At 42.0% G+C, this 12,994-nt stretch carries 7 protein-coding genes; 3 read left to right on the top strand and 4 right to left on the bottom strand.

Annotated elements, in window-relative coordinates:
- Positions 1-87: 87 nt before the first annotated feature.
- The 4 genes from M595_RS26040 to M595_RS26025 all read right to left on the bottom strand — a co-directional run bounded on the left by M595_RS26040 (position 88) and on the right by M595_RS26025 (position 4,021).
- Positions 88-1,788 (bottom strand): ShlB/FhaC/HecB family hemolysin secretion/activation protein, encoded by a 1,701-nt coding sequence (locus tag M595_RS26040; protein WP_023069572.1) that lies wholly within the window; start codon positions 1,786-1,788, stop codon positions 88-90.
- Between the two features lie 151 nt (positions 1,789-1,939).
- Positions 1,940-2,761: a hypothetical protein gene (locus tag M595_RS26035; RefSeq protein WP_023069576.1), complete on the bottom strand. Its 822-nt coding sequence runs from the start codon at positions 2,759-2,761 to the stop codon at positions 1,940-1,942.
- A 363-nt stretch (positions 2,762-3,124) separates the two neighbouring features.
- A complete protein-coding gene (locus tag M595_RS26030; RefSeq protein WP_238987144.1) occupies positions 3,125-3,424 on the bottom strand; it encodes a TIGR03792 family protein in 300 nt (99 codons plus the stop codon).
- Positions 3,425-3,493: 69 nt separating this feature from the next.
- Positions 3,494-4,021 (bottom strand): DUF937 domain-containing protein, encoded by a 528-nt coding sequence (locus M595_RS26025; protein ID WP_023069570.1) that lies wholly within the window; start codon positions 4,019-4,021, stop codon positions 3,494-3,496.
- Positions 4,022-4,301: 280 nt separating this feature from the next.
- Here M595_RS26025 and M595_RS26020 point away from each other — a divergent pair, with 280 nt between their 5' ends.
- The 3 genes from M595_RS26020 to M595_RS26010 all read left to right on the top strand — a co-directional run.
- Positions 4,302-6,017: a HAMP domain-containing sensor histidine kinase gene (locus M595_RS26020; protein WP_023069575.1), complete on the top strand. Its 1,716-nt coding sequence runs from the start codon at positions 4,302-4,304 to the stop codon at positions 6,015-6,017.
- A gap of 394 nt (positions 6,018-6,411) precedes the next feature.
- Positions 6,412-9,033 carry an ATP-dependent chaperone ClpB gene (gene clpB, locus M595_RS26015; RefSeq protein WP_023069574.1) on the top strand — a complete coding sequence of 874 codons (2,622 nt, stop codon included), beginning with the start codon at positions 6,412-6,414 and terminating at the stop codon, positions 9,031-9,033.
- Between the two features lie 1,039 nt (positions 9,034-10,072).
- The coding region (locus M595_RS26010) for a DUF4347 domain-containing protein (protein WP_203419154.1) at positions 10,073-12,994 on the top strand (2,922 nt) is incomplete at its 3' end.

Raw genomic sequence — 12,994 nt, 5'->3', positions numbered from 1 at the left:
CTTTTGCCAGATGAGCTGTTGCCTATTGCGAGAGCGCTTCGCGCTATACCTTCTGCCTTTTGCCTAAATTATTCTGCCTTCATTCAATTAAAACGGCGTATAAGTAATTGAGAAATAAACCCCGGCTTCTTGTAAAGAATTTTCGTCTCGATCATCAACTTCATTGAACGGAATTCCATAATCAATTCGAGCGTTAAACCGTTCTCCTAAACGCAATTGTAAACCCAATCCAATCCCGGCAATCGTATCATTTTCTTGGCTATCTTCTTCCTCAACATTCCAGCCTCGACCCAAATCAAAAAACGGCACAATTTGCAATACATTTCCTTCGCCAAAACGAGCGACTGGAAACAAAGCTTCAGCAGAGAAAAACACACCATTATCCGTTAATAAAACATCCTGACGATAGCCTCGCACACTCTGATAACCCCCTAAAGGAAACTGTTCTAACGGCACCAACGCTCTAGTCGATAATTGTATATCTGATCGCACCACCAACAACAGATCGGGCGCTAATAATCGCACATATTGACCTTGACCTCGCCAAGTAAAAAATCGACTATCGGGCGGTTCATTATTAATTGTCGCATCAAATGCACCCACACCTAAACTAAACTGTGATCGCCCAGCCAAAACCGATCTTGAAGTTCTTCGAGTGTATTCTTGAAACACACGAATTGCCGAAATTTTGGTGCTTCCATCTTCTTCAGCACCCACAGAAAGAGGTTCTTCTTCTCCTAAAATAGTGGTTTGGCTATTTTCCCGAGAAAGGGTTAATCCCACCGCAATATCTTGAGTCGGAGTTTGATAAATCGGTTGACGAATCGTTAACCCAAAGCGATCAGAATCTCCGGTGATATTCAGGCGATCAAATGGTTCTTCAATAACTTCCGAATCTGTGCCATAATAATCAAAACGAATTGTACCATTGCGGGCATTAATTGGAAAAGTGTAGTTGATATCATAGCGATCGCTACCATCGGTATTCGTATAAGCAGTATTAATGCGATCGCCAAATCCCAATAAATTAGCTTCTGTAACACTCAAACCTCGACGAAAACTTCCCACACTCGGAATCCGACCATTATCAGCAATTAGTTGTAAACTAAAGGTATCTGCGGTCATAACTGTTACCGTTAAAACACTCAGTTCAGGACGAGAACCCGCAGCCAATTCCGCCGAAATATTTTCAATTAAGGGATCAAGTTGTAGGAGTTGTAAAGCAGTCAATAAACGGTTAACATTTAAAGGGGTTTTTGTGGCGACTCTGATCCGACTGCGAACATAACTGGGTCTTAAACGTCCTGTTCCGGTCACATTAATTTCTTCTAAACTCCCCTCAATAATTTGTAGCGTAATCACCCCATCCGTCAAATTTTGACCCGCAGGAAGAATCGCCCCAGAATTGACAAAACCCGACTCCGTATAAAATTGAGTCACCGCCGCTTCTGCTTGTAAAAGTTCAGCAAACGTAATCGGACGACCGACAAATTCCGCCGTAATTTCCGCTAATTCCTGATCAGTATAAGCAGTATTGCCAATGAATTCAAACCGTTCAATCGTGATAGTATCTGGAATACCAGGGAGATCTTCTGGAACAGGAGGAATCCTTGGAGACGGTTCGACCTCTAAAGGTGGGGGAGGAGAAGGCTGAGGAATCGGAACAGGTGTAGGAAAGGGTTCAGGAGGGTTAATCGGTTGAGGAATTTGAGCAAGACTGAGTAATGGATTTCCCGTTAAAATTAACAGAGATAACCAGAATCCCTCAGCAAGTTGACGAAACGGCATGAACTCAAAAGAATATCTTAATTTTATATCCAGAATAAGTCAGTTTGATGCTCAATGCCAAGAGCTTCAGTTGACAAATATTGATTTGAACTTCAGTTTCAAGTCCTGATATTTCCCCCGGTTTGAGTTAAAAGATTTTTGGAGTTAAACTTTATTGAATATGTTCTCTTGAGAGGGGCTTAGGCGGTCGAGGTACGGGTCTAGTTTGTGTAGTTTGCAGTTGCTTAATCGCGATAATCAAACGCTTGAGATGAGGCTTGATAATCTCTTGATGTTCTTGAGAAAGTTGATTAACTTGGGCTTGAATTTGTCCGAGATCAACATCGGGTTTATAAGGGGGAATGGGTTGTCCTTTTTGCAATGTGGCGATCGCTTGTTGAATTTCATTGACTTGCCCATTTACACCCTGCAAATGCTGCTGAGTCGTGACAATTTCTTGACGCATTTGTTGCCGCATTTCTTCTAGGGCAGCCGAAATGTTATCCTGCATAGAAGAAACATTTTCAGTCAGAATAGCAACCTGCTTGGAACGATAAGCGGTTTCGAGAGAGTCTTGCTCAGGGAGTTGTTCTTGTTTCTCTCTCAGGGTGGCAATCTCACGGGTCAGTTGTTGTTGAATCAGCCAAATTGCCCGAACTGCATTGCTTTCTAGCTTATTGATTGACTGCTGCATTTCTACAACATCCTGCTGAGACCGTTGAACTTGGTGTTCGACTCGGTAACGATTGGCAACATTCAGTGAAAGGGCGACCGTTAAAGGGGCTACCCCGTAAAAGGCTTGACCCGATAGAGCAACGACCACCGAACCCACCGCCGAACTGAGTAGAGAAACATATTCTGCCAGTTCTAACCAGTGTCGTTGTTTAAGTTTCTGCACAACTGCACCTGAGGAATTAGAATTGAATGAAGCCATAGCCGGATTTGGAATTTGATGCGATCGGCGTTGATCGCGGTGAGAGAGTTCAGGAAACATTATCTTGATCTCAATAGGTGAAGGACAGAAGGCACTCAGGTCGATCTTGAAAAAGAAGTTGTCTCTACCCTAGTTTAATGGGTGGAGGATGTCTAGGCTTGAAATTGATACGGAACGTTAAAATATCAACTTGAATGAAAATAACTGGACGAAAGTCTTTATAATAGACGTGGACATCGGTTTAAATGTTGTTTAGCAGAGTTGAATTTCAAAAATGAAACCTGAGAATCGTCGTTTTGTTGATCAAATCCGACCCCTTTTGAGTGTAACGACATTTGTTATCCTAATTATCGGAGTCGGGTTTTTAAGTGTTAATTTTATTTTAGCTTTAATCTCCAAATTCAGTTAAGATTAATCTCACCGTTAATGAAGAAATTTTCGGACTTGGTATTCATAACTTTTAACGATCGGCATTCTTAAATCTCCCATACGCTGATCTAAGGCATCAATTTCTTCTTGAGGAATAGATTTCCACTGTTGACGAGTTTCCCACCGAATCACCAAGACAATTTCTTCTTTTTGCGGATCAATCCAAGTTTCTTTTCCGATAAAACCCGGATATTGTTGGAGTCCTTGTGTCCAGACTTCTTCATCTCGCTTGAGAAAAGCTTCCCATTTTTCTTGAGGAACTTTAAGCTGTAACCATTCAATCACCATTTCCATCTCTACTCAATCTCAAAAACTGAGGGAAAACGATTTCATTTTCCCTATACTGCTAAGATAATCTTGGGTTTAACGATTTTGCAAAAATTGTCCTGCTAACCGCATGGCATCAGCAACATCGACATCCCCATCTTGATCGGCATCCAAAAAGCGATTGAGTACCGAATTTGAACCCTGTTGAGGATTTTCAGTCGAAGTCCCTGTTTTCAAGAGATTCAACACCAAAGGAATTAAAGCCGGTAGTAAACTTTGAATCGTACCTGCATCAATTCCTGTACGGCTAGAAATCGCTTCTGCAACTTGAACCTGTTGTTGGGTCGAAAACAGCGAAGTCACCGCTTGAGGGTTTGTACCCGTACCGCTATACTGATTCACAAAAGCTTGCACCGACTCATTTCCTTGATTCGTCCGCTTTTGTTGCAACGCCGAACGTACATAGCCCCCTAAAACCGATAAAGCCGTTTGAGTCGTCTCCGAGGAAACGCTCTGATTATTCGTAAGCTGCTGTACGGTACTTAAAATGTCATTGAGCTGAGAATTACTTGCCTCACGGTTTGGATCACTCAATGCACCAACAATTTGATCAAACAGTCCCATAATATAAAAAGGGAATTGACGGAATTAACCATAGTCTACCCTATTCGTTCGAGCAATCAAAGCAAACATTTGCTAAAATTTGTCTTCGGTCGATCAGACTTGCTAGGATTGACACAATTCCCATACCGATATCTTTTCCATCATCCGGGTGAACTCAGTCTCTAACAGAGGATTGTGTATTTCTTCCGATCTGAGCGTAAAATTGTCTCTATCTTCGGTATATCTGTCTCAACTGATTTAAAATTGATCTAATTCTTCCAAGCTGATTGCAACCTCACGGATGTCTGTAAGCTCACCCACTCACAACTCTTCTGCTAATAGCCCGACTCCAGTGGGGCTAAAACTGTCGTTATTCAATCGTCTGGGTATTCGGCAGAAAATTGGCTTGGGCTATGCTCTTGTGATTGGAATTGCCATGTTGGGTGCAATCACAAGCTTTGTCGTCGAAGGATACTACAAAGGAAAACTCAAAGAACAGTTTCCAATCGACCAAGAAAAAGCACAAGTTTTAACTCGGATCAATAATAATGTCTTTGAACTCAAATCAAACCAAGAAGAATTAGTGGGTTTAATTACTCAAACTTCATCTATTTCTGAAGATATTTCAGACATCCGTTCGGGTATTTTTGAAATTAACCGTCAACTTCAACAACTCAAGTTTGTTCCCAAAACCCAAAATACAGAAGTTCAAAATGACTATCTAAAAATTCAAAATCTATCTCAACAATATACCGAAAATCTTCAAGCATACGCTCAAAATTTAGAACAGATTTTGCAAACTATAGAAAAGGGAAGAAGTGCTCCCCAAACCCAACAATCTCTGCAAAACGCTTTAAATCAATTTAGCCGTAGTCCGGAAGCTCAAAATTTATATGATTTATCAGACGAATCAATTGCCCTCACCGTCAGTCTAGGAAATCGGGTATCTCAAGGATTAAAAGCTAGTGAAAAAGCCGAAATTTTAGGCAACCAAATCCTCTTATTTAGTCTATTAATCTCCGCGTTTCTCGGCTTAGTCTTAGCTGTTTATATTAGTTGGGTAATTGCGTATCCGATCGCAACAATGATCAAAGTGGCAAATCAAGTCGGTGAAGAATCAGATTTTGCCATCCAAATTCCTGTCACCACAGACGATGAAATCGGAGAACTCACCTACGCTTTAAATCATCTGATTCAAAGAGTCGCAGAATACACCGAGGAACTGGAAAAAGCAAAAGTTTTAGCCGAATCTGCTAACCGTTCTAAAAGTGTCTTTTTAGCAAATATGAGTCACGAACTTCGCACCCCTCTCAACGCGATCATCGGCTATAGTGAAATGTTACATGATGACGCCGATGATCTCGGCTGTCACGACTTTCTTCCTGACTTAGAAAAAATTCAAACAGCCGGAAGACATCTACGAGATATGATCAGTGATATTCTCGACATTTCCAAAATTGAAGCGGGTCATGTCACCCTTTATTTAGAAGATTTTTCGGTCGAAAAACAGTTACTTGAAGATGTGATCACAACCACAAAACCCCTCGCCGAGAAAAATAGAAATGCCGTTAAAGTAGAAGTTAAAAATGAGATTGGTCAGATGTATGCTGATCTCCCGAAAGTCAGACAAATTCTTCTCAACTTACTCAGTAATGCCTGTAAATTCACTCAGGATGGTGTGATTACAATTGTTGTCAAACGAGTTAAATCTAAACCCTCCTCAACGCGAAGAAGTTTGTCTTCAGGAAGTCGTTTTGGCAGAAATCAAATGCAGCAATATCTGATCTTCAAAGTCATCGATACTGGAATTGGAATGAGTGACGAACAACAAAAACTCATATTTAAAGCCTTTACTCAAGCTGATGCTTCGACAACTAAACGCTTTGGTGGAACCGGGTTAGGACTTGCCATTAGTCAGCGCTTATGTGAAATTCTCGGCGGTGGAATTACAGTTGAAAGTCAGGTCGGAAAAGGTTCAACCTTTATCGTTTGGCTTCCAGTTCATGTCAAAATGTAAACTCTACAGGACTAACACTATCCTGGGATGATTAGACAAATTGTTCCAATATTTTACCCTCCATAGACGACTGCGGCTATCCGTACCTAACAGGGGAGGAAGATTGTACAGAATGTTAATTCAAGGTAAGCTACAGTTTAATAGTCGTCACGGGTATAAACTTATTGACAATTTCTCTTAGAGATATTCACTCTCAAATCGAAGTTAGACATTGGGGAATTGAATTGAGGATCTTCGCACTGAAGTTCACTTCTAAAAATCATCTGTTAGATTTCTAGATCAGTCGTTCATCTATTCTGGAAACCGTGAATATTCAGTTCCATAAATTTTAGCGTTATAGGCGAACATTCTTAACAATTTACTCTATATATTCAAAACAGGGAGGATAAAATCAATGCAACCTACAGATCCGAGTAAATTTACAGAAAAATCTTGGGAAGCTTTAGCCCAAACTCCAGATCTCGCCAAACAAGCTCAACAACAACAGCTTGAAAGCGAACATTTAATGAAATCCTTACTCGAACAAACAGGACTCGCAAGCAGCCTATTTACAAAAGCAGGCGTCGATATTTCGGCGTTGCGAGAACGAGTTGATACTTTCATTAATCGTCAACCCCAAGTAAAAGGAAGCAGCACCAATATCTATTTAGGTCGGAGTTTAGACCTCTTACTTGATAACGCTGAAGCCTATCGCAAAGAGTATAGTGATGAATATATTTCTATCGAACACTTACTCTTAGCCTACACCAAAGATGATCGCTTTGGTAAATCCCTCTATCAAGAATTTAAACTAGATGAAGCCAAGCTCAAAAAAACGATTACTCAAGTCCGAGGAAACCAAAAAGTGACCGATCAAAACCCCGAAGGAAAATATCAATCACTCGAAAAATATGGGCGAGATCTTACCGAAGCCGCTCGTCAAGGAAAACTCGATCCCGTAATTGGGCGAGATGATGAAATTCGTCGTACCATTCAAATTTTAAGTCGTCGAACTAAAAATAATCCCGTATTAATTGGAGAACCTGGAGTCGGAAAAACAGCGATCGCAGAAGGACTCGCCCAGCGAATTGTTGCCGGAGATATACCCCAATCTCTCAAAGATCGTAAACTGATAGCATTAGATCTCGGAGCCTTAATTGCCGGGGCAAAATTCCGAGGCGAATTTGAAGAACGTCTCAAAGCAGTCCTCAAAGAAGTCACCGAATCAGAAGGTAAAATAATCCTTTTTATTGATGAAATTCACACCGTTGTCGGGGCGGGTGCAACTCAAGGTGCAATGGATGCGGGTAACTTACTCAAACCCATGTTAGCCCGAGGAGAATTGCGTTGTATTGGGGCGACTACTTTAGATGAATATCGCAAATATATCGAAAAAGATGCCGCTTTAGAACGCCGCTTTCAACAGGTTTATATTGACCAGCCCAACGTTGTTGATACCATCTCCATTTTACGCGGTTTAAAAGAGCGCTACGAAGTCCATCATGGAGTCAAAATATCCGATAGTTCATTAGTTGCTGCTGCCACCCTTTCGACTCGGTATATTAGCGATCGCTTCTTACCCGATAAAGCCATTGACTTAGTGGATGAAGCCGCCGCCAAATTAAAAATGGAGATAACTTCCAAACCGGAAGAACTCGATGAAATTGACCGTAAAATTCTCCAACTGGAAATGGAACGGTTATCATTGCAAAAAGAAAGCGATCCGGCATCAATTGAACGATTAGAAAAAATCGAAAAAGATCTCGCCGATCTCAAAGAAGAACAACACGCCCTAAACGCTCAATGGGATGCAGAAAAAAATGTGATTACTAATATTCAGTCGATTAAAGAAGAAATTGATCGCGTGAGTATTGAAGTCCAACAAGCCGAACGCAATTATGATCTCAACCGGGCGGCTGAGTTGAAATATGGTAAATTATCCGAGTTGCAAAAACAGCTACAAGTCGCAGAAACCAAACTGGACACCACTCAAACCAGTGGAAAAACCCTACTGCGAGAAGAAGTGACTGAAGCCGATATCGCTGAAATTATTTCTAAATGGACGGGAATTCCGATTAGTAAATTAGTTGAGTCAGAAAAAGAAAAACTACTCAACCTCGACTCGGAACTTCATCAGCGAGTAGTTGGACAAGAAGAAGCCGTAACAGCCGTTGCAGAGGCAATTCAGCGATCGCGGGCCGGGTTAGGAGATCCCAAGCGTCCGGTCGCCAGTTTCATCTTCCTCGGGCCGACGGGTGTCGGGAAAACCGAACTCGCCAAGGCATTAGCGGCTTATCTGTTTGATACCGAAGAAGCAATGGTGCGGATTGATATGTCCGAGTACATGGAAAAACACGCCGTTTCTCGGTTAATTGGGGCGCCTCCGGGATATGTGGGGTATGATGAAGGGGGTCAACTCACTGAAGCTATTCGTCGTCGTCCCTATGCGGTGATTTTGTTTGACGAAATTGAGAAAGCGCATCCCGATGTCTTTAATGTGATGTTGCAAATTCTCGATGATGGTCGCGTTACCGATGCCCAAGGTCACACCGTTGATTTTAAAAATAGTGTGATTATTATGACCAGTAATATCGGATCTCAGTATATTCTCGATATTGCCGGAGATGATTCACGCTACGAAGAAATGCAAGGTCGAGTCATGGAGACGATGCGGGCGAGTTTCCGGCCAGAGTTTCTCAATCGGATTGATGAGATTATTATCTTTCATGCGCTGCAACGTCAACAACTCCAAAAAATTGTTCAGCTACAGATTCAACATTTGGTCGAACGGTTAGCCGAACGGAAGATGTCATTGAAACTGACGGATGCTGCTGTTGAATTTTTGGCAGAAGTCGGGTTTGATCCGGTGTATGGTGCGCGTCCGTTAAAACGGGCGATTCAGCGAGAGTTAGAAACCCAGATTGCTAAGGGAATTTTGCGCGGGGAATTCAATGATGGGGATACCATTTTTGTAGAGGTTGAAAATGAACGGTTGACGTTTAAGCGGTTGCTTGTGGAGTTGGTGAAAGCGCAGTAGCTAGGTCAATTCAGTGATCGGGCTGAGACTTTGATAGGGTGCGGTATGTCGTACCCTAACTCTTTAGGTAGGGATAATGATCAAGTTATTTCTCAATCCTCTCAAGTTTTAGAGATTGATCTCGATTTAATCAGAATCGGAAAAAGTTAACAAAATATTGCAAACTGTCATCTATCTATCAGTATAAAAGCTATCATCAATTTAGACGATATACCGTTTATTCTCTACATTTAGATAGATCAAAAGTTGGAAAGTTTATAATATATAAAAGCTTAATTTTGTCAAGGAAAAAAATGACAGTTAATAAATTGTCATAAAAGGAAACACCGAGATGGACAAGCAGCAGCTATACCTATTAAGTGATTACACTGAGAAAATTAGTGAAAATCGTCTGAAGCCGAATGGTCATTAGGGTCGTATCATGCAAATTGATGGTTTGAGTTGTAATACATCAGAGTTTTTCGGCAAACCTGAAGCTGTATTGTGGAAGACAAGCAATACATTCCATTACAAAAAGACAATTGTGAGAATGGTCAATTTATCAACCTCAAGATAGAAGTTTTAAGCCACAAAAAGGTTTAAAAAGGATTAGGAGAGTTAAAAAAGCTTCTATCCCGGTCAAATTATTTCCCATCTATATCAACAAATTTTGTACAACCTACCCTCAATCTGCAAACTTTAGCAAAGCTAAGTTTCTCAATCTTGTCTAACAGGACTTGAGTTTTTCTATGACTAAAAATTTTAGTCGCTCAATTTGGGTTCCAATGTAATCAATTAAAACCCAAGCTTTTAACGGTAAACCCTAGCCTTTTTAAATTAGATTGATTCGACCAATCCCTAATTAAAATCCCCAACCCATTTCTAGAATATCAGACCTGAATCATCCGATTTTTATCGGCGCGAGGATGATCTTGAATGTAGTTTTTTTATCAAATTAATGATGATGTTTTCTACTCCGACACATACCCAAACTTTCCCCTCTACTACCAATTCTCAGAACGTTATGAAAAAACCGGAATTTTCTCAAAATTCAATCAAAATGACTCAACTTGTCATTATCGACACCCAAGTAGAAGACGTAGAAAAGCTACTAAAAGGCGTTATCCCCAGCACAACAATCATTCTGCTCGACTCTACAAAAGATGGAGTCCAACAAATCACTCAAACCCTGCAAAAATATACCAATCTCTCAGAAGTTCATCTGATTTCTCACGGTTCACCCGGCTGTTTACAACTGGGTAATACTCAACTTAGCCTCGACACTCTCAACCTCTACGCCAACTCACTCCAAACCTGGTCTGTAGACACCTTAATGCTGTATGGGTGTAACGTCGCCGCAGGAGATGCAGGGATTGAATTTATAGACAAACTCCACCAACTCACAGGTGCTAAAATTGCCGCTTCTGCCAATAAAACAGGTTATTCAGGTTTAGGTGGAGATTGGAATTTAGAAGTCAAAACCGACAAATTTGAAGTCTCATCTCCTCTGACCTTAGAAGTCCGAGAAAATTACCGCTTTGCTTTCCCCATACCCATTGAAAATCTAACAGTTGAGAGAAGATTACCAGACGATGACGTAGGTGATGTTACCTATATCGCTCCCGATATTAGAACCACTGTTCCCGAAGGCACAGAAATAGAATACAACTTCCAAGAAGGGGACGGCAATCTTCTGGAAGTAACCAGTTTTACCTCGGGACAAGATCAGTTTCTCGCCGGTGATGTTCTCAACGACTTTGAGTTAAGGCGAAATGATAATGACAATGTTCAAGGTAGACGACAACTGCTGTGGTTTGAACGGGAAAGCCAAACGAGTGAAGAACTCAACCTTCGATCTCCTTTTCCTTTGACTATTTCAGAAGACCCCGATGATAGTCTGATGGAAATCGCCTTGTTTGATGATATTATCAATCTCGGTACAGACAATATTTTTGCCAATCAGACAACCCTAGACGATCAAAATGTCAACAATATCGAGCGGGTGGACTATATCTCCACAGATGGTTTGCAAGCCCCCCAAGAAAACTTAAACGAGGTTGGTTTTCTCATTTTAGAGCGAGACGGAAACGATGCGTTTAAAATTGCGCCGATATTAGATGTTGATAATCAAGGTCTCCCGACTGAGTTTGGTGATTTAATAGAAATTGGAGCCGATGAATGGGGTGTTGATGAATCTATTACACTCAATACATCAGTTTTACGTTCAGATAACTATCCCGAAGAACAACTTCAACGAAGAATCAACGTTGATGGTCAAAATATTGGTGGAATTTATATCAGTTTTGAAGATCTCGGTATCGAAGCCAGTGAAGAATTTAATGGATATGCCTTGTTTGCACCCGATGTGGACGAGACGACCAATTTAGTAGACTTTGAAAGCTTTCCAACCAATACACCGGAACGACCAGACGTAGGTGCTGGAGGAGGATTAGACCTGATTGCAGGTGGAGTCGTTTATGGTCGGATTTTCATTAATATTAACGATGTCACCGTTACCGAAGGAGAACAAGCTCAATTCACCGTTAATATTCCTTCTCCCCTCGAGACACCCCTCACCGTTAACTACAGCACCAGTGATACCGATTTAAATCCTTTAGATCCCGATCAGCCGACAGCAACAGCCGGAGAGGATTATATACCAATCACAGAAGGCTCCTTGACCATTCCTGCCGGGGAGACTGAAGTTACGGTTAATGTTGAGACATTAGCTGATAATCTCATAGAAGAGAACGAACAGTTTCGGGTGACGCTTTCTGACCCCAGTCGAGGCTTCGTCATCGATCGCGAAGGAATTGGGACGATCATCGATAACACCGAAGATACCCCGCCCGTTACTGAACCGGACACCACAGACACACCCGCAGATACCGACGTCAGCCTCAATATTCTCGACAACGATACCGATCCCGTCGGGAATATTGACCCGACAACCGTAGACCTCAACCCCGATACTCCCGGACTACAAACGACTCGCACAATTCCAGGACAAGGAACTTACACTGTAGATGATACAGGCGTTGTTACCTTCGATCCTGAAGCTGAGTTTAGCGACAACACCTCAACGATCAACTACACCGTACAAGATAACGCAGGGAACACCTCCGAACCGACAGAAATTAGTGTTCTTGTTGAACCCCCGGCAAACTTTGCGCCCAATGCAGTCGATGATACGGGTACAACTGCTTTTGAAACCCCTGTTACCCTGAATGTTCTTGAAAATGATACCGACCCCGAAGGCGATCCATTAACAATTGCCGATATCCAACAAGACACGGACAATGGCGGTACGGTGAGGATTGATAATGGTCAGTTAGTCTATACCCCTGCTGATGATTTCTCAGGAGAAGACGAATTTACCTATACCGTCAGTGATGGGGAAAACAGCGATACAGCAACCGTTAGCGTGACTGTAGAACCCTCTGCAAACGTTCCCCCTGCAAACGTTCCCCCCACAACCGTTCCCGATCAAGGCGTCACAACCGAAGGTGAACCCGTTAGCCTGAATGTTCTCGAAAACGATACCGACTCAGAGGGGAATATTGACCCGACAACAGTAGATCTCAACCCTGATACACCCGCACAAGAAACTACACGGGAAATTCCAGGCGAAGGCACTTATAGCGTAGATGATAATGGAGTTGTTACCTTTGAACCCGTACCCGGATTTACCGGAGACTCCACTATTAACTACACCGTAGAGGATGAAGAAGGTCAACCTTCAGAACCCGCACCGATTAATATTACAGTTAATCCCCCTGCAAACGTTCCCCCCACAACCGTTCCCGATCAAGGCGTCACAACAGAAGGTGAACCCGTTAGCCTGAATGTTCTCGAAAACGATACCGACTCAGAGGGGAATATTGACCCGACAACAGTAGATCTCAACCCTGATACACCCGAACAAGAAACTACACGGGAAATTCCCGGCGAAGGCACTTATAGCGTAGATGATAATGGAGTT

Source organism: Lyngbya aestuarii BL J (assembly GCF_000478195.2).
GTDB lineage: Bacteria > Cyanobacteriota > Cyanobacteriia > Cyanobacteriales > Microcoleaceae > Capilliphycus > Capilliphycus aestuarii.
Note: the sequence above shows the minus strand (reverse complement) of the source record. Positions and strands in the feature narration are given on the sequence as shown.

Coding starts and splice junctions, on each gene's coding strand:
- M595_RS26020 (WP_023069575.1), top strand. CDS start 4,302: ATGTCTGTAAGCTCACCCACTCACAACTCTTCTGCTAATAGCCCGACT.
- clpB (WP_023069574.1), top strand. CDS start 6,412: ATGCAACCTACAGATCCGAGTAAATTTACAGAAAAATCTTGGGAAGCT.
- M595_RS26035 (WP_023069576.1), bottom strand. CDS start 2,761: ATGTTTCCTGAACTCTCTCACCGCGATCAACGCCGATCGCATCAAATT.
- M595_RS26030 (WP_238987144.1), bottom strand. CDS start 3,424: ATGGAAATGGTGATTGAATGGTTACAGCTTAAAGTTCCTCAAGAAAAA.
- M595_RS26025 (WP_023069570.1), bottom strand. CDS start 4,021: ATGGGACTGTTTGATCAAATTGTTGGTGCATTGAGTGATCCAAACCGT.
- M595_RS26040 (WP_023069572.1), bottom strand. CDS start 1,788: ATGCCGTTTCGTCAACTTGCTGAGGGATTCTGGTTATCTCTGTTAATT.